Here is a 26,168-nt window from a genome sequence, read left to right as displayed (position 1 = left end):
ACCAACATGCCCCAACCGACCCCTCCGGCCCGAAGTCTTTTCATCAGTTTCGAAGGCATCGACGGCGCCGGCAAGTCCACCCACATTGCCGGACTGGCTGACGCCTTCCGGGATCAGGGCCGCACCGTCACACTGACGCGCGAACCCGGCGGCACGCCACTGGCCGAAAAGCTGCGCGCGCTGGTGCTGAACGATGCGATGGACCCACTCACCGAGTCGCTGCTGGTGTTCGCCGCGCGGCGCGACCACCTGATGAACGTGATCGAGCCGGCGCTGACACGCTGCGAGGTGGTGCTGTGCGACCGTTTCACCGACGCGACCTTTGCCTACCAGGGCGGTGGGCGCGGTTTTGACCTGGGCGTTCTCGGGACACTGGAGCGCTGGGTGCAGACCACCCCCGCAGCCCCGGCCAACACCCTTCGCCAGCCCGACCTGACCGTGTGGTTCGACCTGCCGCCCGAAACCGCCGCCGCCCGCCTGGCCGATGCGCGCACGCCAGACCGCTTCGAAGCACAGCCACTGGATTTTTTCCGCCATGTGGCCGCCGGCTACGAGGCGCGCGCCGCGGCCGATCCGGGGCGGTTTGCCCGCATCCAGTCCGATCAGCCCCGCCATCAGGTCTGGCAACAGCTCACCAGCATCTTCGTGCGGCGCGGTTGGCTGTCCATCATGGTCGCTGCCAACAGCGGTCCCCGATGAGCACAACAATCGCCATCGCCGCGCCGTGGATTCAGCGGCAACTGTCGCAATTGCTGGGCCAGCGCGGCCACGCCTGGCTGCTGCAAGGTCCGTCTGGCCTCGGCCAATACGAGCTCGGCCTGGGCCTGGCGCAAGCCTGGTTGTGCGAGCACCCGACGCCGACGGGCGCCTGCGGCGAGTGCGGCAGTTGCCACTTGGTGGGCAGCCGCGCGCACCCCGATCTGGTGGTGCTGATGCCGGAAACGGTGCTGCTGGAACGCGGCTGGCCGCTCTCGGAATCCGCCCAGAAAGAGATCGACGACAAAAAGCGCAAGCCCAGCAAGGAAATCCGCGTCGACGCCATGCGCGACATGGTGGCCTTCGCGCAGCGCACGAGCGCACGCGGACGCGGCACGGCGGTGCTGGTCTACCCGGCCGAGCGCATGAACCACGTGACCGCCAACGCCTTGCTCAAGACGCTGGAAGAGCCGGCCGGCGACACCCGCTTCGTGCTCGCCAGTGAGGCCACGCACCAGCTGTTGCCCACCATCCGCAGCCGTTGTCAGACGCATGCGATGGCCTGGCCATCCGAAGCCGAGGCGCTTGACTGGCTGCAGGCGCGCGCACGGAAAGAGGGTGCCAAAGAACCTGGCGCCGAACAGGCGCGGGTCTGGTTGCAGGCCGCAGGCGGACGACCCGACGACGCGCTGGCCTGGGGACGCAGCGGTCTGGCGGCATCTCGCTGGAGCGAGCTGCCACGCGCGCTGGCCAAGGGCGACTGGTCGCTGCTGTCCGACTGGACCGCCGCGCAGCAGCTGGAGCTGCTGCAAAAACTGTGTCATGACCTGATGTCGGTGGCCGCTGGTGCGTCGCCCCGGTTTTTCCCTGTCGACAGCCTGCCGCCCGCTCCTCGCTGGATGGCGTTGGCGCGCTGGTCGAGTGCGCTGATGCAGGCCGCCCGCACGGTCGAGCACCCTTACAACCCAGGGCTCATGCAAGAAGCCTGGGTCGCAGCGACGCGACAGGCGCTCGCCCGAAGGGCACCACGGACCTGATTCCTGGCGCCACAGGCTGTGGTTTGCCGCTAAACTTCAACGCCATGAGCACCAGCCCCAGCCCTTCTCCAGCGTCGTCGCGCCCCAGCGTGATTCAGCTCTCCATCAAGGAGAAAGCGGCACTCTATGCAGCCTACATCCCCCTGTTCACCGACGGCGGCATTTTCATTCCCTCGTCGCGCGACTACCGCATCGGCGACGATGTGTATGTGCTGCTCAGTCTGCCCGACGATCCCCAGCGTTATCCGGTGGCCGGCAAGGTGGCCTGGGTGACGCCCGCCAAGTCGCAAGGCGGCCGCACCCAGGGCGTGGGCATCCGTTTCCCTGCCGACGAAAAGTCCAGACACCTCAAAATCAAGATCGAAGAAATCCTGGGCACAAGCCTGGGTTCTGAACGCGCGACCCAGACCATCTGACCGTCTGTTGCCGAGGCCCGGCCGCTTGGCCCGTGCGCCTTGAACCTGGTTTCCCTGCATGTTCACCGACTCCCACTGCCACCTGAGCTTTCCAGAGCTCACCGCCCAGCTGCCCGCCATTCTCTCGGCCATGGAACGGGCGCAGGTCGAGCGTGCGCTCTGCATTTGCACCACCCTGGAAGAATTCGAGGCGGTGCATGCACTGGCACGCGACCATGCCAATCTGTGGTCCACGGTCGGCGTGCACCCCGACAACGAAGGCGTTCTGGAGCCCAGCCTGGAAGACCTCCTGGCCCGTGCCGCGCGTCCGCGCGTGGTGGGCATTGGAGAAACCGGCCTGGACTACTACCGTCTCAACGGGCGCAGCGTGGCCGACATGGAATGGCAACGAGACCGGTACCGGGTTCACATCCGCGCTGGCCGCCAGACCGACCTGCCGCTCGTGATCCACACCCGCAGCGCCTCTGACGACACCTTGGCCATACTGAGGGACGAGGGCGGGTTCTCCTCCGCTCCCGAGTCACTGCCGCGATCCCGCGGCGTGTTTCACTGCTTCACGGAAACCGAGGCGGTGGCTCGAGCGGCGCTGGACCTCGGATTCTTCATTTCTTTCTCCGGCATTCTGACCTTTCGCAACGCCAGCGACCTGCGCGACGTGGCCCGGTTCGTGCCACTGGACCGCACGCTCATTGAAACCGACAGCCCGTATCTCGCGCCGGTACCGCATCGGGGCAAGACCAACAACCCTTCCTATGTGCCCCACGTCGCGCAACAGGTCGCCGAGATCAAAGGATTGAGTGTGGCCGAGGTAGGTGAAGCGACCAGCCGCAATTTTGACCAGCTCTTCAACCGGGTGGCAGGCTGAAATGTGGATGAATCACATCAAGACTATTAAAAAAAGCATTGTTTTAAATGTTCTTTTTATTGCGTCCATGACTGCCTCGGCCGGCTCTTTCGATGACTTCTTCAAGGCAGCTGAACTGGACAACGAATCCGCCATGGTCGGGCTCGCGTTGCGCGGCTTCGACCTGAACACCCGCAACGAACGAGGCGACCACGCGCTGCATGTGGCCTTGCGAGAAGATTCGACCAAGGTGGTGAATTTCTTGCTCAGCCAGCGCACGGTGAAAGTGGAGTCCCGCAATGTCCAAGGGGAAAGTCCGTTGATGATCGCTGCCATCAAGGGCCAGCTGGAGTCAGCGAAGCGGTTGATCGAGCGCGGTGCGGAGGTCAACAAAACGGGCTGGACGCCCCTGCATTACGCAGCCTCGCGCACCGAACCCGACAGCGTGGAGATGGTGCGCCTCATGTTGCACCACCATGCCTACATCGATGCCGAATCTCCGAACAAGAGCACACCGCTGATGCTGGCCTCACATTACGGTCACGCCGACGTGGTGCGTCTGCTGCTGGAGGAGGGCGCCGATCCCTCATTGCGCAACGAACAGGGGCTGACTGCGGTGGACTTCGCGCGGCGGGCGGGCCGGGACGAGACGGCCGAACTGGTGGCGGCCGCGCTGCGCGCACGGTCCAACAAGGCTCGATGAAACTCGGCAAGGGTGGGTGCGCCATCAACTTGGCGCCAGTTTGAGGACCTCTGTAGGTGTAACCCACATGCACCTCAGGGCCAAAGCCCCCCAGAATCGCGCTTGTTCTTTATCCGAGGAGACAAGCCATGGCCATCGCCAGTCAAAAAGACTTTTTTTCGGGACTCATGTTCGCCGCCGTTGGTGGCAGCTTTGCCTGGGGAGCTCAAAGCTACCAGGTGGGCGGCGCCGCCCGCATGGGACCCGGTTATTTCCCGCTCATGCTGGGCATCATCCTGGCGGTTCTGGGCGTGATCATCACGTTCAAATCGTTCACCCAAGGAGGGCCCGGCGGAGACAAGATTGGCGCTTTCGCATGGCGCCCGCTGGGCTTCGTGCTCGGTGCCAACCTGGCCTTCGGTGCGCTGCTCGTCGGCCTGCCCTCGCTCGGGTTCCCCGCCATGGGCCTGATCGTGGCCATCTACGCCCTGGTGATCATTGCCAGCATGGCCCAGCCCGGGTTCAAGCTCAAGTCCACGCTGATTCTCGCCACCATCTTGGCCATCGGCAGCTATGGCGCCTTTGTCAAATTGCTGAACCTGCAGTTCCCCGTGTGGCCTGCGTTCCTGACGACCTGATACCAAGGACCGACCATGGAATTGATTGACAACCTCTCGCTGGGTTTCAGCGTCGCTTTCACCCTCCAGAACCTGATGTACGCCTTCGTCGGCTGCCTGCTCGGCACGCTGATCGGCGTCTTGCCGGGCATCGGCCCCGTGGCGACCATCGCCATGCTGCTGCCGGCCACCTACGGCCTGCCACCCGTGGCCGCGCTCATCATGCTGGCCGGCATCTACTACGGCGCCCAGTACGGCGGCTCGACCACCGCCATCCTGGTGAACCTGCCCGGTGAATCTTCATCGGTCGTGACCGTGATCGATGGCTACCAGATGGCTCGCAAGGGCAGGGCAGGCCCCGCGCTGGCCGCAGCCGGCCTGGGCTCGTTCTTTGCCGGTTGCGTGGGCACACTGATCGTGGCCGCGTTCGCACCGCCACTGACCGAGATGGCGCTGAACTTCGGCCCGGCTGAGTACTTCTCGCTGATGATCGTCGGCCTGATCGGCGCCGTGGTGCTGGCTTCCGGTTCGCTGATCAAAGCGCTCGCGATGATCCTGCTGGGCCTTCTGCTGGGTCTGGTGGGTACCGACGTGAACTCGGGTGTGGCCCGTTTCAGCTTCGACATTCCCGAGTTGACCGACGGCATCAGCTTCATCGTGATCGCGATGGGTGTGTTCGGCTACGGCGAAATCATCAACAATCTGTCGCAACCCGAAGAGCACCGCGAGGTCTTCACCGGCAAGGTCGAAGGCATCATGCCGACCAAGGAAGACTTCAAGAACATGATTCCTGCGGTGCTGCGCGGTACGGCGCTGGGCTCGGCGCTCGGCATCCTGCCCGGTGGTGGGGCGCTGCTGTCGGCCTTTGCGGCCTACACGATCGAGAAGAAAACCAAGCTCAAGCCCGGTGAAGTGCCGTTCGGCCAGGGCAACATCCGCGGTGTGGCGGCACCTGAATCGGCCAACAACGCCGGTTCGCAGACCTCGTTCATCCCGCTGCTGACCCTAGGCATTCCCCCCAACGCCGTGATGGCGCTGATGGTCGGTGCCATGACCATCCACAACATCCAGCCGGGCCCGCAGGTCATGACCAGCAACCCCGAGCTATTCTGGGGCCTGATCGCCTCCATGTGGATTGGCAACCTGATGCTGGTGATCCTGAACCTGCCGCTGATTGGCATCTGGATCAAGCTGCTGACCGTGCCGTACCGCTGGCTGTTTCCCGCCATCCTGCTGTTCTGTGCAATCGGGGTCTACTCGACCAACAACAACAGCTTCGACATCTGGATGGTTGCCATCTTCGGTTTCATCGGCTACCTGTTCATCAAGCTGGGCTGCGAACCCGCGCCGCTGCTGCTGGGCCTGATCCTGGGCCCGATGATGGAAGAGTACCTGCGCCGCGCGCTGCTGATCTCGCGCGGCGACTGGTCGGTGTTCGTGACCCGTCCGCTCTCGGCCTCGTTGCTCGCGATTGCTGCAGCATTGTTGGTCGTCGTGCTGCTGCCGTCGATCAAGAAAAAGCGCGAAGAAGCCTTCGTGGAAGACTGATCTCCGCAACACCACCATGGTGTCCAACCCCGGTCCTGGCATCGCCTGGCCGGGGTTTTTCGCTTTTCGTGGTCTGGTAGGGGCGCCTCGGGCAGTCGCGAGCGCATGCGACTGAGCGGTACCGGAGGGACCCGGATGTAGCTGGCGATGTCTCGCTGCCGGATGCAGGTGGCGAGCACCGGATGCTCATACAGGAAGCGGAGATATCGCTCTCCGGTGACAGCGTCAGGAGCTCTTCAGGGCTGTTTTCGGGCTGGTGCTTTGACATTCCACGATGTATATCGTGACTGAGTTTTAATCATATCGAAATTCTTTCGTTTGGTGCGTAATTAATGCGCCAATGAAGGCGCTAATTTGGATTGAGACTGGTTACCGGATTACATCAATCCGGCGAGCAGGTTGGCAGGCCACCAGCGGTCCCCGCCGTGCCCTAAGGGCCCTCCCAGGTGGGGGGCTTGCTGCCCCCTCAACCCCAGGGCTAAGCGCCCCCTGCATGGCCTGAACGGCCACGCGGGCACCCGCTAGCTGCCGACCAAAGGGAGAGGGGAGCCCGGCGCGCCAGGATGCTGGCGAATGGCCGAAGTGGTGGCGCACGACGCGCCCAGGGCAGGGAAACGCTTTTTCCCGCGCTCCAATGGGTTTGCAGGCAACGCAATTACCTGTAGACTTCGATTTAGTCATTGCTTGAGCTTCAATTGGGTTGTGACAGAAACGCCTCGGATTGCCCTCCGGGGCGTTTCGCTTTTGGTGGCCGATGGTCTACTTCGGGGTTGTTCCTCCCCCCTTTGCAGGGACGTGGTCAGGGGTGGGCTCTATCAGTTCGTCAGGGAACCACCCGAAGGCGGACTGAGGCAACCGAGCTCGCAAGAGCCACTTGAGCTCATCTTTCCAGGCGTCATTGACGCCGAGCTCGTAGCCCGAACCTTTGACACGCTTCTCAAACAGATAAACGAGGTGATCGCCGAAGGCCTCACGAGTGCAATACGGGGTGCCTTCAAAGCTCACAAATCGGCGGCCAGGAGGGCGTTCGTTGACGAACTTGCAGGCCATGTAGTAGGCCGCCAAGGCATGCCCCACAACGTCTTCAGCGCTAAGCCAGTCGTGACAATCGGCAGGGCGCTTTTCAGTAGGCCAGATGCGAGGGGTAGGGCTCATGACCGGCCCCCACAGCGGACGACACGGCCCGGAAGATCAATGGATGTCGCCGGCTTCAAACCATGGACGATCCGGGCGTTCGTGGGTTGACCAATAGGCGTCTTCAAAGGCCTTGACCTCAGACTCTGGCACATCATCTGGAGCGGTGAAGGGGTCTTCAAACGGGACTTTGACGCCTGCGGGTGGTTGCCAGTCAGGGTCACGGTATGGCCAGGTGTCGGGCTCACAGAAGTTGCGCCAGTTGCGCGGGTCTGGATGCCACTGATCGAAGCGCTCAAGGCCTGCAGGCTTGATGAAGCCTGGGGCCTTGCTGGCGGGTTTGGCCTTGGCTGGGCGGGTGGCTTGAACTGGTTTGCGCTTGACTTTGCCAGGGCCGGTGTCACCGTGTAAGTAGGCGTCCAGGGCGACGGCAACCAGGGCATTGAAACTGATGCCGAGGGACTCGGCGTGAGCTTTGCCGGCGTCGGCGAGTTCGTCTTTGAGGCGCAAGGGATAGGCCCGCATGGTGATATCACTTCCTCATCATGTTGATATGGGTTTCGGGGTGGTGTGGGCCGATCTTGGACTACTGGTGATATCACCGCAACCCGTTGATCTGCCTTGGTTTTGACCCGAGCGACCGACAGTCTTTGGCGACTTGTTTTAGATGGGACAAGCCCCCCGGCAGAACGCTCCGCGCCTGCGGCGCGTGACGCGTCCCGCTCGGGAGCGTGCGCGCTACGCACCCAGCGCGCCCGATCCGGCCGCTCCCGCGCTTGGAGGCGTTGGTACAGCTCCGAGAACAAAGCAGCCTTGCGAACCAGGAGCGACCACCAGGAGAAGTCATGCGGGTTCAGCTCGTGGCCCTCAGGCGTATACAGGCGACCAGCTGACAGGTGCCAGCCAGCCCATGCCTCGCCAGGAAGCTCGTACCTCAGTTGCAGGCGAAGCAGCTTGAAGGCCATGTACGGGATGCGCACGCGACCAGAGATCCAGAGCTGTACCGTGCGCGGCGAGACCTGCAGAAAATTCGCAACGTCAGCCGCAGAGAAGCCCAGACTTGATGTCATAGCTTTGAAGCGTTGGCCTTGTTCCATGCGGGTTTGAGCGCTACAGGGCTGCTTTGCTGGTGGTGGCTTGATGTTCCACGATGTATATTATGTTAATAAATATAAACCCAACGACAAGGCCCAAATGTTGCGTATGCATTCCCGCGACCGCCCCGCATCCGGGGAAACACCAGCATGGTGCACTCGGGAAATTGGACTGCCCAGACCTACAATGTTGGGCACCGGCAGGAGTCCAATCCGGCCACCTTCATTCAACCTGTTCTAGGACATCTATGAAACACCTGTTTCTCTCGCTCAGTCTCATTGGCGCCGCCTCCCTTGTCGGCTGTGGCAAGACCGAAGCACCCGCGCCTGCGGCACCGGCCGCTCCTGCACCGACCGCCGAAGCGCCCGCAGCGGCTCCGGCTGCCAGCCCTTGGCCCGAATTGCGCGTCGCCATTGACCCAACCTACAAGCCCTTCACCTACAAGACTGACGCGGGCGAACCCGCTGGCTTTGACGTCGATGTGGCCAAGGCCCTGTGCGATGAACTCAAGAGCAAGTGCGTGTTCGTCGAACAAGCCTGGGACGGCATGATCCCCGGTCTGCAGGCCAAAAAATACGACGTGATCATCTCGTCGATGTCCATCACCGAAGAGCGCAAGCAGGCCGTGGACTTCACGGGCAAGTACTACAACACGCCGTCGTGCGTGGTCGTGAAGACGGCACTGAAACTGGGCGCCGAAGCGGCCAACTTCAAAGGCAAAAAGATCGGTGTGCTGAAAGCCTCCACCCAGGAAAAGTACGCCATGGGTGAACTGAAGACCGCGGGTGCGACCATCGTGCCTTACGACGCGCAAGATCAGGTCTACCTCGACATCAAGTCGGGCCGCCTTGACGGCACGGTGGCCGACGTGGTCGAAGTCAATGGCGGTTTCCTGTCTACGCCCGATGGCAAGGACTACAGCTGCGCCGGCACCCGCATCCCCGTCGAGTTTGATGCCAAGTACTTCGGCGCTGGCGCTGGCGTGGCCCTGCGCAAGGAGGACACGGCTCTGCGCGATGCGCTCAACGCCGGCATCAAGGCCATCCGCGACAACGGCAAGTGGAAAGAACTGTCCGAGAAACACGTTCCTGGTGTGGACATCTGGGGTTCCTGATCCGCTGATCTGACGACACGCGCGCCCGATGACGACCTACTTGCTGAACATCCTTCAAGGCCTGTTCGTCACCATCGGTGTCGCGCTCGGTGCCCTGGTGGTCGCCGCCGTCCTCGGCCTGGCCGGGGCGGCGGCCAAACTCTCTCCCTACCGCTGGCTCAACTGGGTTGGCGACATTTACTCCACCGTGATCCGGGGCGTCCCGGATCTGGTGTGGATGCTGCTGCTGTATTTCGGCGGGCAGATTCTGGTCAACGACATTGCGGAGCTGCTGGGGTACCGCAGCGGGCCGCAGATCAACCCCTTCGTGGCTGGCGTGCTGACCATCGGTTTCGTGTACGGCGCGTACATGACTGAAACCTTTCGCGGCGCCATCATGAGTGTGCCCAAGGGCCAGTCGGAGGCCGGATGGGCCTTTGGCATGAGCCGCCTTTACACATTTCGGCGCATGGTGCTCCCGCAAATGGTGCGCTTTGCACTCCCCAGCTTCACCAACAACTGGCTGGTGCTGCTGAAGGCCACCGCTCTTGTTTCGGTGATTGGCCTGGCCGACATCACCAACCTGGCCAAGCAGGCTGGCGCTGCGGCACGAGGTGAAATCCCCGGCGCGGCCATCCTGTTCATGGCCTTTGCGGGCGTCCTGTATCTTTTGATTTCATCCATCAGCCTGCTGCTGCTGCGCAAGGCCGAGGCGCGCTACTCGGTGGGCGTAAAGCGGGGCGACTTCTGATGGACAAGTTCGCCATCATTTTTCAGCCGCAAAACCTGGCCCTGTACTGGACCGGTTTCGTTGCCACCATGGAGCTGTTGGCCGTCAGCCTGATCGCTGGTGCCCTGCTGACGCTGCCGCTCACGCTGATGCGTGTCTCTCGCAACCGCTGGGTCCATGGGCCGGTCTGGCTGTTCACCTATGTCGTGCGCGGCACGCCGCTGCTGATTCAGGTGTATTTCATCTACTACGGCATCGCCCAGCTTGAATGGGTGCAAGGATTGTGGGACACCCACTGGCCGTTCACCTGGTTCAAAGACCCTTTCTTCTGTGCCGTGCTGGCTTTCACGCTCAACACCTGCGCCTACACCGTGGAAATGCTGGCCGGCGCCATCAAGGAAACACCTGCCGGCGAGATCGAAGCCGCCCAGGCGTCGGGCTACGGCAAGTGGAACATGATGTTCCGGCTGGTGTTGCCCAGCGCCCTGCGCCGCACCCTGCCCGGTTACTCCAACGAGGTGGTGATGATGCTGCACGCCACCTCGCTTGCCAGCGTGGTGCCGGCGTTGTACGACCTGACCAACGCGGCCTATGCGATCTACAAGACCTACTACCTCGCGTTCCAGCCGTTCATCGTCGTGGCGGTGCTGTACTTCATCCTCACCTTCGCGCTGGTGTACGTGTTCCGCCTGTTGGAGCGCCGTTTCCTTGCCTACCTGCGTCCCCGCACGCACTGACCTTTTCTTTGCCTGATGCAACAGGTTCACCACCCTCTTCTCTCTCCCTCACTGGGCACCCAGCGCCAGGTCACCAGCCTGCACTTTGGTACGCCCGGCGCTGGCCCTAAAGCCTATGTGCAGGCCAGCCTGCACGCCGACGAACTGCCAGGCATGTTGACCGCCCACCACCTCCGCGGGCTGCTGGAAGCGGCCGAACAGAGGGGTGAGTTGGCGGGCGAAGTGGTGCTGGTGCCGGTGTGCAATCCCATCGGCTTGAGCCAGACCCTGATGCACCACCAGATGGGTCGGTTCGATCTGGGCAGCATGGACAACTTCAACCGGAACTACCCCGATTTTTTCGCGCTGGTGAAAGATGAGATCACCACCGAACTGGGGCCGGATGCCAACGCGAACAAGCGGCTGATCCGCGCCGCGATGCACCGGGCGATGAAGGCGCAGACGCCGACCACCGAGCTGCAGAGCCTGCGTCATGTGTTGATGACGCTGGCTTGCGATGCCGACGTGGTGCTGGACCTGCATTGCGACTTTGAAGCGGTGCTCCACCTGTACGTGGAGCAGCCCATGGTGGACCAGATGGAACCGCTGGCGCGCCTGCTGGGTGCCCGCGCCCTGCTCTGGGCACGCGGTTCCGGACCCTTGATCTCCTTTGACGAAGCCCTCTCCGGCCCCTGGTGGCGGCTGCGCGAACATTTCGCCGACCAGGCGCCGGTGCCGCTGGCCTGCGCCAGTACCACCGTCGAGCTGCGTGGGCAGACCGACGTGTCGGATGCACTCGCCGCGCAAGACAGCGAGGCCATCGTGGCTTACCTGCGTCACATCGGCGTGCTGGCCGGTCCGGCCCCGGCCCTGCCCGAACCCCTGTGCGAGCCCACGCCACTGGCCGGCACAGAATCCTTGCACGCGCCGCACGCGGGCGTGATCGTGTTTGCCACCGATGTGGGCGACGTGGTGCAGGCGGGCCAGTTGCTTGCCCGCGTTGTGGACCCCTTGTCCACCCAGGAAACGACGATCCACGCTGCCATCGAAGGCGTGGTGTATGCCCGCCACAACTTACGGTGGGCCACCACCGGCATGGAACTGTGTCGCATCGCCGGTCGCACCCCCATCCGCTCTGGCAACTTGCTGAGCCCCTGATTTTTCGAGCCCGCTATGACCACCAAACTTGAAGCCATCGACATCCGCAAGAGCTACGGCTCGCACGAGGTGCTCAAGGGCATGTCGCTGACAGCCAGCGCGGGCGATGTGATCAGCATCATCGGCTCCTCCGGCTCAGGCAAGTCCACCTTCCTGCGCTGCATGAACCTGCTGGAGCGCCCGCAGCAAGGCCGCATCATCGTGGCCGGAGAAGAGCTCAAGCTGGTCACGGCGAAGGACGGCATGCTCAAGGCCGCCGACGACAAACAACTGCAACGATCCCGCGCGAAGCTGGCCATGGTGTTCCAGCATTTCAACCTCTGGTCGCACCTGACGGTGTTGGAGAACATCATCGAGGCGCCCATGCACGTGCTGGGCAAAGGCAAAGAAGAGGCGGTGGTCACGGCGCGCAAGTACCTGGAGAAGGTCGGTCTGCGCGACGTCGAAGGCAAGTACCCGGCCCACATGTCGGGCGGCCAACAGCAACGCGTGGCGATCGCGCGCGCGCTGGCCATGGAACCCGAGGTGATGCTGTTCGACGAACCCACCAGCGCACTCGACCCGGAACTGGTCACCGAGGTGCTGCGCGTGATGCGCACGCTGGCCGAAGAGGGTCGCACCATGGTGGTGGTGACGCACGAAATGGGCTTCGCCCGCGAGGTCAGCAACCACCTGTTGTTCCTGCACCAGGGCCGCATCGAGGAACAGGGCAACCCGCGCGAGGTGCTGGTCAATCCCCAGTCCGAGCGGCTGGCGCAGTTCCTTTCGGGCAAGCTGAAATAGCCTGAAGGCGGCGCAGGCAATCGCCTGAACAGCGGGGTTTCAGCCCCTTTGTTGACCGGCTTGACGGGGCTTCTTTTATCGGACCATTGTGTCGTCACCTGTACGGCAAGTCCCCTGAAAGGAACCCCCATGAGCACCGTCGAATCCACCAGCGCCTGGGCCCAGACCCTGTCGTCCATCAGCTCCGCCTTGTCCACGCACCTGCAGGACAAGATGTTGAAGAAGATGGACACCGACAGCAGTGGCGGCGTTGACCAGAACGAATTCAAGGCCGCCCTGGAAAAGGTAGCGGGCAAACTGGGCGTCGACGCGGGTGAAGGCGCCGAGGAGCTTTACGCCTCCCTTGATGCCGACAGCGACGGCTCACTCAATGGCAGCGAGGTGGGTCAGCTGCTGCAACAGCTGTTCACGCCGCCGTCGGACACACAGGCCTTCGTCCAGTCCCGAGGCGATGAAGCGCGTTTTGCCGAGCTGGACGCCGACGCCGACGGCAACATTTCCATGGCCGAGTTCGGCATCACCCCCGAGGCCTCGCTCCCCGAAGGCACCATGGTGAGCACGACCACAACCACCACGGTGGTCAGCACCATTCACGAACCAATCCCTGGGGCCGAGGGCGCCACACCGGTGGCCGCTGCCACACCCGAAGCAGCAGCGGCAGCCACAGCCGCCGATACCGCAGCCGCGGCCACCGAAGCCGAGAGCACGGAGGTCGCACAAGCAGCGGTGTCCGACGAACAGTTGCAGGCCATGATGAGCTCTGTCGACGCCAACAGAGATGGTGAAATTTCAGGCGCCGAACTGAGCTCCTTCGTGGCTCAGATCAGCGCCCAGGCAGAAGCCGCCACGCGCCGCTACAACGAAACGGCTCTGGCCGGCTTGGGCACCACGAAGCCCGGCACCCTCAACGCCACCGCCTGAGCCCGCTCAGGGCAGCAGGCTCAGGCTGCTGGACCACCGCTGGGGTTGCATCTGCAAGGGCCGGTACTTGACCGCGACCCAGTCCTCGCTCATGTCGCGGTAGCGGCTTGAAAACACGTTGCCGCTTTGACCGGTCTGGTAGATGAACCGCGAGTTCTCCAGGTCGGCGAGGTCGTAGATGGTCCGCAGGCTGGCGGCATGCCGGTTGGCCAGCGGCGCGTCCGCCTTGTCCAGGTGGTACTGGCCTACGTTGACGGTGAACGGGTCCCCGCCTGTGGCGCCCCGTACCTCAAACAAAGGGGCCAGCGCGGCCACGTTGCTGAACGGCCGGTGGATGGAAATGGCGGGATGCGCCTCGCCCCAACGCCAGCTCTTGACATCGCCACCCTGCAGCGCCTGAATGCGGTCCAGCGCCCTGTCCAGCGCCGAACCACTGGCCACGTTGCAGCCCTGCGCACCACACCAGTCCTTGTCGTCGCGTTGCAGCAGGTCTTCGACCGCGTTGCGAAACAGGCGCTTGCCGTACAGGCTCTCAAACTTTTCCTTGCCCAGCCGACCGCCGATCACCGCCCGGGTGAACTCGTCCACCCACACGCTGTAGATCAGCGGCGCGGCGCGCTCGGCAAGCATCTCGCCCTTGAATCCCTCCAGCTCGGCCTTGGCCCCAGTGGCCAGAGCGTGGGCAGAAGGCGCTTTCACCAGGTAGGGCAGCAGTTTCACCGTGGCCGCCGACAACTGGTCGCCGTGCAGGGCCTGGAAACTTTCGATGCTGTGTTTCGACGTCTGAGCGAGCAACGTTTCAATGCGCTCCTGCCGGTAGGGCGCGGCCCAGTCCTGCGTCAGGAAGTGGGGGTAGTCGGGCGTGTGGATGCGCTGGTTGGCGGTGGCGATCCAGCCCTTGCTGCCGTTGTCTTGCGGCGTGGCCTCGTAGGGCAACCAGCCCGTCCAGTCGTAGCGCGCGTCCCAGCCAGGTGCGGGCGCGACGCCCCGGATGTGATTGTCCGCCGCGCGCACCGGCACCTTCCCCACGGCCTTGTAGGCGATGCGGCCGCTGCGGTCGGCCATCACGGCGTTTTGCATCGGCGAATGGAAGTCGCGGTAGGCCTCGATCAGCTCGTCGACCGACTTGACCCGGTTCGACGCCAACGTCGCCATCACATTGCGGTTGTCAGGATCCAGCGCCGTCCAGCGCAGGGCCACCGCAAAGCGATCGGTGTCGATCAGGTTACGCGTGCGCCCGGGAATGTCGCTGAGCACCGGGCCGTGGCGGGTGCTCCGCACGACATGGGTCACGTCGGCCTGGCCCTTGACCTTGAAGGTTTCGATGCGCTGGGTGAACTCGGCCCAGGCTTCCTGGCCTTGTGGGGCGGGTGTGCGGTAGCGCTGCGGCACGGCGGGGTTCAGTTGCTCCAGATACAGGTCTTGCACATCCGGCCCGGTGTTGGTGAAACCCCAGGCCACTTCGCTGGTGCGGCCGAGCACCACGAAGGGCGTGCCGGGCAAGGTTGCGCCCATCACGTCCATGCCTTTGATGCCGTCCACGTCGGGCGCCTGGAGCCGGGCGAAATACCAGATCGCGGGCGCACTCAGGCCCAGGTGCGGATCGTTGGCGAGCAAGGGTTTGCCGCTGGCACTGCGCTCGCCAGACACGGCCCAGTTGTTGGAGCCCTTGCCTTCAATATCACCGAGCGAGCGGCTCCACTCCTGAATGCCCGAAGCCAGTTGAACGCGCCAGGCCGATGCGCCGGTACCGTTCGGCGCCGAGGTCTTGAGCGGCGCCGCGCGAAACACCCCGAGCTCACGGTACAAGCGGCTCAGATCGGCTGTGGCGATGGGTTGCTCGCCCGGGTAGGCAGGAAAGAGCTGCCAGAGCGCCTGCGTGTCCAGCACCTGCAGCGCGGACAGGCGGGCCAGCTCGTTGCCCCAGTTGCCGCCGAGGTCCAGCGCCATCATGAGCGCCCAGCCCGCGCTGTCTGCGGCGTCCCAATAGCGGCCGGCGATGGCCTCTTCGCGAGGGTCGACGCGCAGGATCTGGAACTCGGGTGACAGCGCCTGTTTCCGGTGCGCAAAAAAAGCGTTCACGCCATCGCTGTAGGCCTGCAGCGCCTGCCGGGCTTCGTCACTGAGCCCCGCAACCTGCGCCTTCGCCGCTTCGCGGATGGCCAGCGTGCGCATCAGCATGTCGGTCTCCAAGGTCGATGGGCCGAACACTTCAGACAGCGTTCCGCGCATCACGCGTCGATTGAATTCGAGCTGCCAGCCGCGTTCCTGCGCATGCACATAGCCCATCGCCATCCAGGCATCGCGAGGGTCCTTCGCGAGAACGTGGGTGACGTCGCTGGCGTCTCGCTGCACCTTTACCACAGCCCGCAGACCCGGCAGCTTCAACTCACCATCGACCTGGGGCAGGCTGCGCCACGCATACAGCGCACAGGCCATCGTGGCGAGCGCCAGCATTCCAGCGAACCATCGGGCAGAACGTTTCATCCAACGCACGGTCGGTCTCCTTGTAGTGCCCGCATGGTGCCATGCCACAGCGTTTTGGCACGGTCGGCCGAACAACAGCGCTCAGGGGCGCAGTGGGACGTGCCCCAGCACCATCTGGCCATCGACCAACCTGAAGCTGACGGTGGGTGCGCTGATGTCGGTGAAAGGTGCACCCATGGCGAACTCGCCGTCGCTGTGCAGCAGGCATTCCTGCCTTCGAAGAGAAATCACGTTCTCGACGCCGGCAAAGCGAACCCAGGTCCCATAGCTGCTGGTGTCTTCGAGCAGGTAGTTGCCGGACCTGATGTCGATGCTCGCGTGCAGGCGCGACACGCGCGGGTCGTTGACCACGAAATTCGCTTCGGGCACGCGCCCGATTTTCAAAGGAAGGTCGGTGAGATTGAACGACTGGTTGGCATCCAGCCAGCCCAACTCGATGCCACCGAACACAGACTCGGTCGTCTTGCGCAGCGCGTGCAGGTCGGCCGGCAGTGTCAGAAACTCGGAAAGCATCTCGGTCTGCCACTCAATGCGAAACACCTCGGCCGGTTCAACCCGCCCTTTGATCCGGATCGGTCCCAGGCTGCGGCTGCGCACGTTGGGTGCTTTGCCGAGCTTGCGAATCACGGTTTCGTTGACCAGAATTTGCTCAGGCCCGGCCAGATCGCTCAGGCGGGACGCCACGTTCACCGCGTCACCGAAACAGTCGCCGTCCACCTGAACGACCTGTCCACGGGCCATGCCGATCTGCATCATGAGCTTGAGGCGGTTCGGCCACTGTGCCACGCGTTGCGCGTGCTCCTGCTGGATCAGGCTCATGCACTCCACCGCCAGGCGGTTGTTGGTGAACGACAGCAAGACACCGTCGCCCAACATTTTGACCACCTTGCCGTTGTGCTCCAGGCCGACGGACCCGATCCACTGGGTGAGTTTGGTGACGGCCTTGGCCGCACGGTCGTTGCCCAGTGTTTCAAACACCGACACGCTTCCAGTCAGGTCCACAAAAGCAATCGTCAGTTCAGCCATGGGTCAATCAAATCTTCTGTGTGGGCAACGTACAACTGAAGCGGCTTATCCAAGACGCAACGGCTACCCCGTATCGCTCAGACAGCGTGCGGTTTATCACACATTCTCGGCGAACAACGACCGGAATTGAGGGTGTATTTCCGACCCATTCCAATCTGACCGAACAATCTCGTTCAAAGGACTTACCGCAGGTACCCGACACAGAACTTCAATGTCAGGATGTATCTCCAAGGTACTCAGTCTCTGAAGGCAGTATCTTAAACAGTCTGGTTAAACGCTTGATTTGCCTGTTGTTTTCTTGACTTTACTGAGGTTCAGCGCCTTGCGCGCAGCCCGCTTCAGGGCGTATTCTGAGCCCATAGACATAACGTCGTTGAGGGTCTTCATATGCGCTGGATCAAGCCCACGTTACGCCACAGCATTTCCGCCCTGCTGGGTTCCGACGTACGCAAACATTCGCCTGAATCACTGGAACCAGTTCGGCAAGCCATGCTTGCCACGCTGGGTATCGATGGGGCTGAAGTGAATCCGCGCCTCAAGCACCGGTTGCTGTACGTGCACGACGCACATGCGCTGTGGTTCGCCCGCTCCGAAATGATGGCAGTGCTCAGCCGCTTGCACGGAGAAGCGAAGGCGGGAGATGCCATGCGGAGCCTGACGCCCGTTTTCCAGGGCCTGATTCCCAAGAGCCTGATGGAATCACACCGCATGGGGCGCTGAAGCCTCAACCCCAATACAACAGGGCGTCCCTGCCCTGCACCATCAGCTCAACCTTCTGCCCCACAGGCAGCGCCACCTTGGTGGGCACGTGCCCAAACGGAAGGCCCGTGAGCACCGGTGTGCGAGTGCGGGTTCGCAGCCAGTCCACCACCGTCTGCAGTTTGAACCCCTTGTCGTGTGGCACCAGCTTGAAGCGGTTGAAGGCACCCAACACCACCGCCTTCTGTTGATCGAGCACTCCCGCCAGCAGCAACTGCGTCAGTTGCCGCTCGATGCGATAAGGGTGCTCGTTGGCGTCTTCCAAGAACAGCACACCACCCTTGACTTGAGGCAACCAGGGCGTGCCTACAAGCCCGCAAAGTACCGTCAGGTTGCCACCCCACAGCGTGGCGTTTCGCACCCGCAGCTCAGGTCCATCCGCCGCCGGCTTCTTTTGTCGGGCTACCAGCGCTGGGAGGTCGGATTTCGGCAACTGCCAGCCGCTGCCCTCCCCTTGCCCGCAAACCAGATCGTCGAAACACGCTTCCATGATGTCGTCCGGCGTCTCTTCAGTGCCGAAGTCTTCGCCCAACGCCGGCCCCGCCCAGGTGACAGCGCCGGTTTTGGCCAGCAACGCGCACTGCAGGGCGGTGAAGTCGCTCAGACCCACAAACCGGGTGCCGCGCTCAATGGCCTGCGTGATTTTCTTGAAGGGCAACGCGGGCAGGATGCGCGTCAGACCGTAGCCGCCACGCGAAATCAGCGCCACCTCTGCGCCACTGGCCGCCGCGCGGGTGATGGCGGCCAAGCGGGTCGCGTCGTCGCCGGCAAAACGCATGTGGCTGCTCAGCGCCGCTTCGTCGATCTCCACCTCGTGGCCCAGGTGCTTGAGCCGGGCCACGCCACGGCGGAAAGCGGCCTTGTCGCGCACAGCGCTGGATGGGGAATAGATGTAGATGTGGCTCATGGAATGACTTGAAAAGGATGGACTGGATCATCGCGCAAAAAAAGCGCAGGCTTCTCGCGCGACGCGCTCACCGTGTTCCTGAACAAAATGGCCGGCCTCGACCAGGAGCAAGGGCTCGCCACAACCGCGGATGTCGCGCTGCAGTGCGCGCATCACTGGTTCGCCCAGCACCGGGTCCTGCTGGCCAATCACCATCAGGGTCTGACCTTGCCACTGGTTGCACCAGAAATCCCGGGCCACTCGCGACGTCGCCGCACCCTCATCGTCGGGGTGTTCGGGCACCATGGCAGGAAAGGCGCGCAGGGCGGCGCGGTGACCGCGGTCAGGGAACGGCGCGCAGTAGGCAGCACATTCCGCATCACTCATCTGCATATTGCCGCGCGCGAACAGTCGGGCCACATCGAACTCGGGTTGTTTGGCGCACATCTCGCGCCACGCCAGAAAACCGGGTGACAACGGTGCGTCGCCGGTGGCCAGTGTGGTGTTCATCACCAGCAGGCCGTTGTAGCGATCGGGTGCGGCCATGGGCAGGGTCAGGCCGAGCAAGCCACCCCAATCTTGAACCACGAGCACCACATTCTTCAGATCCAGGCGTTCGATGAACTCCAGCACCACCTGCCGATGCCAGTCAAACCGATGGAAAACATCCTTTTTGGGTTTGTCGCTTTTGCCGAAACCGATCAGATCCGGCGCGACCACCCGGTCACCCGCGGCCGTGAACACCGGAATCATCTTGCGGTAAAGATAGCTCCAGGCCGGGTTGCCGTGCAGGCAGAGCCAAGTGCGGGGCGCATCGGCGGGCCCCTCATCGAGGTGGTGCAAACGCAGCCCCGCAAGCGACGGCAGGTCGCTGAGGTAGTGGGAAGCCCAGGGAAAGTCCGGCAGACCGTTGAAGCGTTCATCGGGTGTGCGCAAGGCATCGTCGCGCAGCGGGTGGCTGTCGCGCCTCTGCGCCTCGCGCCGTTCCCGGAAAAAGCCACTGAGCAGTGCACCGCACTCCTCGGCCCGCACGCCACCTTGCACGGTGGTCTGGTGATTCAGCCGTGCTTCGTCAAACAGATGGAGCACCGAGCCGGCGGCGCCGGTCTTGGGATCGGGCGCACCAAACACGACCCGGCGCAATCGCGAATGCAACATGGCACCGCTGCACATCACGCAAGGCTCCAGCGTCACAAACAGCTCACAGTCATCCAGGCGGTAGTTGCCCAGTGCCAGGGCTGCCGCACGCAAGGCCACGATCTCCGCGTGGGCAGTTGGATCGTGCGCGCTGATCGGCGCATTGCGGCCGACACCAATCACCTGACCTTGATGCACGACCACGGCCCCGACCGGCACTTCGCCTGCCAAGGCAGCGGCATGTGCTTCTTGCAGTGCGAGTCCCATGTAGTCGGCATCGTTCATGGCGGCATTGTCCCGCACTCACCCTGCGGCATCCCTCAGTCGAACAGCGACGGCTGACGGTCCTGTAACGGCCAGCGCGCCAGCACTTCATGGCGTCCTTCGCCGTAGTGGCTGTCGACCAGTTGGACTTCGGTCACCTCCCAGGTCAAAGGCTTGATGCGACGCACGCCAACCGGTTCATGCCGGTAGTCCAACGTGATGTGCGGATAAAAGCTTTGCCTTATACACTCTGGCGGCCAGCCAGCCTGTCTGAGGGCATCCACCAGTTGCCGACGCAGACGGTACAGCGGCTGCACACCCTGACCATGCCCCGCCAACTCCACCGTCCCAAGCTCGCGTTGCTGCCCACGGGACTGCAGCGTGTCAAAGCAGACCCTGAAAGGAGCTTCATCCAACAAGGCGCCGCTCTTTCGAGCCACCCGCAGGACTTCGAGAGGGATGCGTTGCTCATAAGAACCCAGCGGTACCAGCGTAGTGTGCAGCCGGTCCGGGTCCATGGGTTTGGACGGCCCTCGGTACGAGGCGTTCAGCTGCCGTTGATGACACACGATGGCCTTGGCAATCGCATCCGGCAGGTGCAACATGAAATAGAGATCGTGTCGGGTACCCATGCAACACCTCCTTGGGCTGCGTTGGCGGGGTGCCATTTTGCGTCAAAACTGTATATTTGAACAGTGTTATGTCTGGTGCTGAGGCGTCTCATGGGCTGTGTCCACTCACTCCCACTCTATTGTCAATGGTCGGTCGCGGCTCAGAGTGAAAGCGCACTGTGTGCCCTCCGAGGAATGGCACGATACCGACAGAATTACCGTCGCATTCGATAGCGCATCCAGTGACGTCTCCCCCGAATTCCGGACTTTTCAAAACTAGAGGTACGGTTGCTTTCCGGCAAGCCCGAAGGGGCGCAAGGAGAAGCAATGAAGAGGTCGAGATTTTCAGAGGAACAGATCGCCTACGCGCTGCGGTTGGCTGAGTCAGGAACCCCGGTGGTCGATGTGTGCCGCCAGATCGGCGTGTCCGAAGCGACGTACTACACGTCGAAGAAGAAGTTCGGGGATCTGGGCGTGACCGAGCTCAAGCGCTTGAAGATGCTCGAAGACGAGAACGCTCGTCTGAAGCGCATCGTGGCCGACCTGACGCTGGACAAGCAGATCCTGCAGGAGGTCGTTCGAAAAAAAAGGCTCTGAAGGCTGTTAAGCGGCGGGACCTGATCGATCCGCGGTTTGGTGCTCGCAGCGTCAGCGACATCGCCTTCTCCTGGGGCTTCAACGACGCGACCCATTTCAGCCGCTGCTTCAAGGAGCAATTTGGTTGCGCACCGCGCGACTGGCGCAACCAGGGCACGCAGGAACCGGTCAAGCACTGACCCTGCGCTCACTTGAGCGCAGGGTCGAGACTCAGGCGGCCTGGGTTCGTCTGGCGCGCAGTGAGCCGACGTCGGCTTCCCCCAGCAATATCAGGTTGCGCTCCAGCTCATCCGCCAAGGTCTGGAGCACGCTCTGAACACCGGCCTGACCGTCGACCGCCAGCCCGTACAACACTGGCCTCCCGATCAATACGGCGTGCGCACCCAAAGCCAGTGCGCGCGCCACGTCGGCCCCTCGGCGGATGCCGCTGTCCATCAGCACCGGCAGGCGGTCGTGCACGGCATCCACGATGGCCGGCAGCTGCGTGATGGAGGCTGGCGCCAGGTCCAGCTGGCGGGCGCCGTGGTTGGACACGATCAGCGCGTCAACGCCCTCCTCCAAAGCCCGCCGGGCATCGTCCGGGTGCAGGATGCCCTTGAGGATGAGCGGGCCGTCCCAGTGCTGGCGCAACCAACGCAACGAGGCCCAGTCCAGTCCGCGGTCCATGGCGCGCGCCAGCAGCGCGGCCTGGGCCTGGGCCGACATGCGGGCCCCGGGGTTTTCGACCAGGTTGGCGAACTGGGGCGCTCCGCCCGCCGCCAGTCGCATCGACCACGCGGGGTGGCGCAGCAGGTCCAGCACGAGCGACGGCGTGGGCTTGAATGGCAGCTTGAATCCGTTGCGCACATCGCGCTCCCGCAGGCCACTGACCGCCACGTCCACGGTCAGCACCAGCGCATCGAACCGCGCCAGGCGGGCGCGCCGCAGCATCTGCTCTGCGATGCTGTGGTCTTCCATCACATAGAGCTGCAACCAGAGCTGGCCGTTCGGCGCTGCCTCCCGAACGGCCTCCAGCCGCTCATTGGAGGCCGTTGACAGCACGAAGGGCACACCCATGGCCTGCGCCGCCGCCGCGCCCATGAGGTCGCCCCCGGGCCGGACCAGTCCATTCAGACCCGTGGGGGCGATGCCGAAGGGCTGCGCCCACGTCTGGCCCAGCAGCGTGATCGACGGATCGATCTGCCGGGTGTCGCGTAGCACGCGCGGCGCGAGCGTGACGGCGTCGAGCGCGGTGCGGTTGCGCACCAGCCCGAGCCCGTCTTCGGCCGCGCCGTCCAAGTACTCGAACACAAAGCGCGGCAGCGAACGGCGCGCCGCCTCCCGCCAGTCGTTCACCGTGAGCCGGTGGGCCGCGCGCCGCTGGCTCATTTGCTGTGCTGCTTGACCAGAGCGCGGGCTTCGTCCAGCAGTTTGCGACCGTCGGCCCCCTTGGCGTTGGCTTCCTTGATCCATTCGTCGTCGACCAGGTCGGTGGCTTTGACCCAGCGCTGGTACTCCGCGTCGGGCAAGTTGTAGAAAGTGCCGCCACTGTCCTTGGCGGCTTTCTTGAAGGTCTCGACCACGTTGTCGAAACCCGTCTCGCCCGCCCAGGCGGAGGTGGCCACACCGCTGTTGGCATCGATCACCCGCTTCAGGTCCGCAGGCAGCGCGTCGTACTTGGCCTGGTTGATGGCAAACAGAAAGATGGTGTTGGAGATGCGGGGCGCGCCGGCGGGCACATCCAGGTGGTATTTGGCGAAGTCGGGCAGGCGAATGGCCGGCGAGCCTTCCCATGGAACGGCCGCGCCATCCACCAGTCCCTTGGACAAGGCCTCGGGCACCTGGGGCAGTGGCATCACGACGGGTGTGGCACCCAGGGCCTGCAACATGCGGGCGTTGATGCGGGTGGCCGCACGAACCTTCAAGCCCCGCAGCTCCTCCATGGTCTTGGGTTGCGCCTTGGAAAAATGGAACAGCGCCCCGTCGTGCAGGTGCATGAAGATGCGCCGCACGCCCTTGTATTCGTCTTGCGCGTTCTTGTCGACGTAGGTCCAGAGCGCCTGGCTGCCCGCCTTGGATGTGGACGCCATCCACGGCAACTCGAAGACTTCCGACTTGGTGAAGCGTCCGGCCGCATAGGTCGGGACGGTCCAGACCATGTCCACCACGCCGTCGCGCACCTGATCGATCAACTGCGGGGGCGTGCCGCCCAGTTGCATCGAGGGGTAGATCTGGCACTTCAGCTTGTCGCCCGACTCCTTGGCGATCTTGTCGCACCATGGCTGGATCAGCTTGACCTGTGCGTTGGAGGTGCTGGGCAGAAAGTGGTGCACGCGCAGCACCACCTGCTGGGCCGAGGCAGCCGAACAGGTCAGGACCGCGACCGCAGCCAGGGTGAGCGAGGCGGCGCAGCGGCGCACAGGGGGGCGTTTGAGAATTGAAAGCACAGTTTGTCTCCTGTCGTGGATGAAATGGGAACGGGGAAATGAAAAGCGGGACCAGACGACCCGTGGCCGGTCAGACCGCCGGTCGCGAGGAGGCTTCCTTGAGGCGCACCAAGGCATGAAAGGCCTCGGTCAATGGGGTCGCGACACCCAGCGACCGACCCTGGCGCAGCACCGATCCGCAGATCGCATCGATCTCGGTGGCACGGCCGGCCAACAGGTCCTGCAGCATCGAGGGTTTGTGGTTCTTGTGGTGGTCCAGCGCGTGGTCCACCGTGGCGTGCACCGCGTCTGGTTTCACCGCGATGCCATGGGCCTGGGCCACGGCCAGGACTTCGCTCACCACCGCGTGCGCCAGCACCCTGCTCTCAGCCAGATCGCCCACCTGACCCACGGTGGAGCCGCTCACGCCACAAATGCAATTCAGCGCCGCGTTGAAAGCTACCTTCTCCCAGATGGCACACCAGACCGCTTCGTCCTTGCGGGCCAGCAAGCCGGCATCGGAAAACGCCGTCACCACCGTCGCAATCAGGACATGGTCGCGCCCATCGGCCGACATCAGGCGCACACCGCCCTGACCATGCGAATGCACCTCGCCCGGACCAACCAGATCGGCCGGCCAGGTGGTCACGCCCACCAACACGCGTTCGATGGGCACGTATTCGGTGATCTTCTCGACGTTGCCCAGCCCGTTCTGCAAGGACAGCACATGGGTACGGTCACCGATCAGATGCCGCACGCCCAGCAAGGCCTGGGTCGTGTGCAGCGTCTTGGTGAAAACCATCAGGAGGTCGGGCAGCTCCGCGGCCTCGTGCGGGCGGCAGGCCCGCAGGCCCTGGACGCGGCGCTGCCCCGCGTCGGTGTCCAGCAGCAGCCCTTGGGTCTGAATAGCGCTCAGGTGGGCTTCATTGACGTCGATCAGCGTGACCGCGTGACCCGCCTCGGCCAGCAGCCCGCCAAAAAAAGACCCCATGGCGCCTGCGCCCACGATGGAGATGTTCATGGTCTGTGCCATGGGGTCAGAACGGGTAGTGGCGAGGCGCGGTCTGCACCGTGATCCAGCGCAGCTCGGTAAAGGCCTCAATGCCGGCCTTGCCGCCAAACCGGCCGTAGCCCGAGTTCTTGACGCCGCCGAACGGCATCTGTGCTTCGTCGTGAACGGTCGGTCCGTTCACATGGCAGATGCCCGACTCGATGCGCGCCGCGACCTGCCAGGCGCGCGCGACATCGCGCCCGAACACGGCGGACGAGAGGCCGAATTCGTTGTCGTTGGCGCAGGCCACAGCCTCTTCCACGCCGTTGACGCGAACGATGGCCTTGACCGGTGCGAAGGACTCTTCGCGGTAGATCGCCATCTCGGGCGTGACATGGTCCAGCAGCGTGGCCGGCATGAGCGTGTTGTCGGCCTTGCCACCGCACACCAGCGTGGCGCCCTTGGCCAGCGCGTCGTCGATCAAAGCGTTGCAGCGCTCGACCGTGGCCATGTCGACCACCGAGCCCAGCACCACCGGCCCGTTGCGCGGATCACCCAGCGGCAGCGACTGGGCTTTGGCCGCGAGCTTGGCCACGAAATCATCGGCGATCTTCTGGTCCACGATGAGGCGCTCGGTGGACATGCAGATCTGGCCCGAGTTGGCGAAGGCGCCGAACGCGGCACCCGCCACGGCCGCGTCCAGGTCGGCATCGTCCAGCACCAGCATCGGCGCCTTGCCACCAAGCTCAAGCACGGCGGGCTTGAGGTATTTGGCGCAGGTCTGGGCAATGATGCGGCCCACTTTGGTGGACCCGGTGAAATTCACACGGCGCACCGCCGGGTGCGCGACCATGGCCTCCACCACGGCGCCGGCATCGGCCGGGGCGTTGGTCACGAAGTTCACCACGCCGGCGGGCAGGCCGGCCTCTTGCAAGGCTTCGATGATCAGTCCGTGGGTGGCCGGGCTGAGCTCGGAGCCCTTGAGCACCACGGTGTTGCCGCAGGCCAGCGGCGTGGCGATGGCGCGCACACCCAGAATCACGGGGGCGTTCCAGGGTGCGATGCCCAGCACCACACCGGCGGGCTGGCGCACCGCCATGGCCAGGCTGCCCGGCACGTTGGAGGGAATCACCTCACCGCTGATCTGGGTGGTGATCGAGGCGGCTTCGAGCAGCATGTCGGCCGCGAGGTGCACATTGAAGCCCGCCCAGATACCGGATGCACCGACTTCGGACGCCATGGCTGCCGCAAAGGCCGCTCCCTTGGCTTCGAGCGCGTGAGCCGCTTTCATCAGCAGCCCGCGGCGCTCGCCCGGACCCATGGCCGCCCACGCGGGGAAGGCCTTGGCCGCCGCGTCCACCGCGGCACGCGCGTCGTCGGGTGTGGCGGCGGGGGCCCGTGTGGCCACGCTGTGGTCCAGCGGGTTGCGGCGCTCGAAGGTCGCTCCGTTGGAGGCGAAGCGTTGCTCGCCGCCGATCAGCATCTGGATATCGCTCATGGTCTTGTCTCCGTCAGGTGGTTGTGAAAGTTCAGTC

25 protein-coding genes and 2 pseudogenes are annotated in these 26,168 nt (G+C 63.8%); 16 read left to right on the top strand and 11 right to left on the bottom strand.

Annotated elements, in window-relative coordinates; translation table 11 throughout:
- Window positions 1–6 precede the first annotated feature (6 nt).
- From tmk to B0E41_RS09025, 7 genes are all read left to right on the top strand, one after another.
- Window positions 7–699 carry a dTMP kinase gene (tmk, locus tag B0E41_RS09055; RefSeq protein WP_077330752.1) on the top strand — a complete coding sequence of 231 codons (693 nt, stop codon included), beginning with the start codon at window positions 7–9 and terminating at the stop codon, window positions 697–699.
- A complete protein-coding gene (locus tag B0E41_RS09050) occupies window positions 696–1,733 on the top strand; it encodes a DNA polymerase III subunit delta' (protein WP_077330751.1) in 1,038 nt (345 codons plus the stop codon). The genes tmk and B0E41_RS09050 overlap by 4 nt, the downstream gene beginning before the upstream one ends.
- Window positions 1,734–1,777: 44 nt before the next feature.
- Window positions 1,778–2,149: a PilZ domain-containing protein gene (locus B0E41_RS09045; protein ID WP_077330750.1), complete on the top strand. Its 372-nt coding sequence runs from the start codon at window positions 1,778–1,780 to the stop codon at window positions 2,147–2,149.
- A gap of 58 nt (window positions 2,150–2,207) precedes the next feature.
- A complete protein-coding gene (locus tag B0E41_RS09040) occupies window positions 2,208–3,014 on the top strand; it encodes a TatD family hydrolase (RefSeq protein WP_077330749.1) in 807 nt (268 codons plus the stop codon).
- A 7-nt stretch (window positions 3,015–3,021) separates the two neighbouring features.
- A complete protein-coding gene (locus B0E41_RS09035) occupies window positions 3,022–3,696 on the top strand; it encodes an ankyrin repeat domain-containing protein (protein WP_171984717.1) in 675 nt (224 codons plus the stop codon).
- Between the two features lie 128 nt (window positions 3,697–3,824).
- Window positions 3,825–4,313 (top strand): tripartite tricarboxylate transporter TctB family protein, encoded by a 489-nt coding sequence (locus B0E41_RS09030; protein WP_077330748.1) that lies wholly within the window; start codon window positions 3,825–3,827, stop codon window positions 4,311–4,313.
- Between the two features lie 15 nt (window positions 4,314–4,328).
- Window positions 4,329–5,840, top strand: a complete 1,512-nt coding sequence (locus B0E41_RS09025) for a tripartite tricarboxylate transporter permease (protein ID WP_077330747.1) — start codon at window positions 4,329–4,331, stop codon at window positions 5,838–5,840.
- Window positions 5,841–7,031: 1,191 nt separating this feature from the next.
- Here the strand turns inward: B0E41_RS09025 and B0E41_RS27540 are convergent.
- On the bottom strand, window positions 7,032–7,484 hold the full coding sequence (locus tag B0E41_RS27540) for a hypothetical protein (protein WP_253194721.1): 453 nt from the start codon (window positions 7,482–7,484) through the stop codon (window positions 7,032–7,034).
- Window positions 7,485–7,747: 263 nt separating this feature from the next.
- Window positions 7,748–8,044: pseudogene (locus tag B0E41_RS27830) on the bottom strand (VC1465 family Xer recombination activation factor); the annotation flags it as partial.
- 272 nt (window positions 8,045–8,316) lie between these two features.
- Here B0E41_RS27830 and B0E41_RS09010 point away from each other — a divergent pair.
- The 6 genes from B0E41_RS09010 to B0E41_RS08985 all read left to right on the top strand — a co-directional run bounded on the left by B0E41_RS09010 (window position 8,317) and on the right by B0E41_RS08985 (window position 13,470).
- A complete protein-coding gene (locus tag B0E41_RS09010; protein WP_077330744.1) occupies window positions 8,317–9,183 on the top strand; it encodes a transporter substrate-binding domain-containing protein in 867 nt (288 codons plus the stop codon).
- Between the two features lie 28 nt (window positions 9,184–9,211).
- Window positions 9,212–9,913, top strand: coding sequence for an ABC transporter permease subunit (locus B0E41_RS09005; RefSeq protein ID WP_077330743.1), 702 nt, complete (start codon window positions 9,212–9,214; stop codon window positions 9,911–9,913).
- On the top strand, window positions 9,913–10,629 hold the full coding sequence (locus B0E41_RS09000) for an ABC transporter permease subunit (protein WP_171984716.1): 717 nt from the start codon (window positions 9,913–9,915) through the stop codon (window positions 10,627–10,629). Before B0E41_RS09005 ends, B0E41_RS09000 begins: the two co-directional genes overlap by 1 nt.
- 15 nt (window positions 10,630–10,644) lie before the next feature.
- Window positions 10,645–11,766 carry a succinylglutamate desuccinylase/aspartoacylase family protein gene (locus B0E41_RS08995; RefSeq protein ID WP_077330741.1) on the top strand — a complete coding sequence of 374 codons (1,122 nt, stop codon included), beginning with the start codon at window positions 10,645–10,647 and terminating at the stop codon, window positions 11,764–11,766.
- Between the two features lie 15 nt (window positions 11,767–11,781).
- A complete protein-coding gene (locus B0E41_RS08990) occupies window positions 11,782–12,549 on the top strand; it encodes an ATP-binding cassette domain-containing protein (protein WP_077330740.1) in 768 nt (255 codons plus the stop codon).
- 129 nt (window positions 12,550–12,678) lie between these two features.
- Window positions 12,679–13,470 (top strand): EF-hand domain-containing protein, encoded by a 792-nt coding sequence (locus B0E41_RS08985; protein WP_077330739.1) that lies wholly within the window; start codon window positions 12,679–12,681, stop codon window positions 13,468–13,470.
- 6 nt (window positions 13,471–13,476) lie between these two features.
- Here the strand turns inward: B0E41_RS08985 and B0E41_RS08980 are convergent, their stop codons facing one another.
- On the bottom strand, window positions 13,477–15,957 hold the full coding sequence (locus B0E41_RS08980; RefSeq protein ID WP_143433744.1) for a penicillin acylase family protein: 2,481 nt from the start codon (window positions 15,955–15,957) through the stop codon (window positions 13,477–13,479).
- 81 nt (window positions 15,958–16,038) lie between these two features.
- The gene (locus B0E41_RS08975; protein WP_077330737.1) at window positions 16,039–16,983 is read right to left on the bottom strand and encodes an adenylate/guanylate cyclase domain-containing protein; all 945 of its coding nucleotides are present in this window, start codon (window positions 16,981–16,983) and stop codon (window positions 16,039–16,041) included.
- A gap of 387 nt (window positions 16,984–17,370) precedes the next feature.
- On the opposite strand from B0E41_RS08975, the gene B0E41_RS08970 reads away from it, so the two are divergent.
- Window positions 17,371–17,703, top strand: coding sequence for a hypothetical protein (locus B0E41_RS08970; RefSeq protein WP_077330736.1), 333 nt, complete (start codon window positions 17,371–17,373; stop codon window positions 17,701–17,703).
- Between the two features lie 4 nt (window positions 17,704–17,707).
- On the opposite strand, the gene B0E41_RS08965 is transcribed toward B0E41_RS08970, so the two are convergent.
- The 3 genes from B0E41_RS08965 to B0E41_RS08955 are packed head-to-tail and all read right to left on the bottom strand — an operon-like array spanning window position 17,708 to window position 20,661.
- The gene (locus tag B0E41_RS08965) at window positions 17,708–18,649 is read right to left on the bottom strand and encodes an LD-carboxypeptidase (RefSeq protein ID WP_077330735.1); all 942 of its coding nucleotides are present in this window, start codon (window positions 18,647–18,649) and stop codon (window positions 17,708–17,710) included.
- A 27-nt stretch (window positions 18,650–18,676) separates the two neighbouring features.
- Entirely contained in the window at window positions 18,677–20,050 is a 1,374-nt protein-coding gene (tadA, locus tag B0E41_RS08960; RefSeq protein WP_077330734.1) for a tRNA adenosine(34) deaminase TadA, read from the bottom strand.
- A gap of 35 nt (window positions 20,051–20,085) precedes the next feature.
- Entirely contained in the window at window positions 20,086–20,661 is a 576-nt protein-coding gene (locus tag B0E41_RS08955; protein WP_171984715.1) for a 2'-5' RNA ligase family protein, read from the bottom strand.
- A gap of 306 nt (window positions 20,662–20,967) precedes the next feature.
- Here B0E41_RS08955 and B0E41_RS27535 point away from each other — a divergent pair.
- A pseudogene (locus B0E41_RS27535) lies at window positions 20,968–21,263 on the top strand (transposase); the annotation flags it as partial.
- Complete coding sequence (locus B0E41_RS27530; protein ID WP_253194727.1) at window positions 21,258–21,416, top strand: helix-turn-helix domain-containing protein; 159 nt, start codon at window positions 21,258–21,260, stop codon at window positions 21,414–21,416. The pseudogene B0E41_RS27535 and the gene B0E41_RS27530, both read left to right, overlap by 6 nt.
- A 31-nt stretch (window positions 21,417–21,447) precedes the next feature.
- Here the strand turns inward: B0E41_RS27530 and B0E41_RS08940 are convergent, their stop codons facing one another.
- From B0E41_RS08940 to B0E41_RS08925, 4 genes are all read right to left on the bottom strand, one after another.
- The gene (locus B0E41_RS08940; protein WP_077330731.1) at window positions 21,448–22,605 is read right to left on the bottom strand and encodes an alpha-hydroxy acid oxidase; all 1,158 of its coding nucleotides are present in this window, start codon (window positions 22,603–22,605) and stop codon (window positions 21,448–21,450) included.
- Entirely contained in the window at window positions 22,602–23,663 is a 1,062-nt protein-coding gene (locus B0E41_RS08935; protein WP_253194719.1) for a TRAP transporter substrate-binding protein, read from the bottom strand. Before B0E41_RS08935 ends, B0E41_RS08940 begins: the two co-directional genes overlap by 4 nt.
- 70 nt (window positions 23,664–23,733) lie before the next feature.
- Window positions 23,734–24,663 (bottom strand): 2-dehydropantoate 2-reductase, encoded by a 930-nt coding sequence (locus tag B0E41_RS08930; protein ID WP_077330781.1) that lies wholly within the window; start codon window positions 24,661–24,663, stop codon window positions 23,734–23,736.
- Window positions 24,664–24,679: 16 nt separating this feature from the next.
- Complete coding sequence (locus B0E41_RS08925; protein WP_077330729.1) at window positions 24,680–26,131, bottom strand: aldehyde dehydrogenase; 1,452 nt, start codon at window positions 26,129–26,131, stop codon at window positions 24,680–24,682.
- Window positions 26,132–26,168: the final 37 nt, after the last annotated feature.

Source organism: Hydrogenophaga sp. A37 (genome assembly GCF_002001205.1).
Classification (GTDB): domain Bacteria; phylum Pseudomonadota; class Gammaproteobacteria; order Burkholderiales; family Burkholderiaceae_C; genus Hydrogenophaga.
This window is presented reverse-complemented; position numbering and strand designations above follow the sequence as displayed.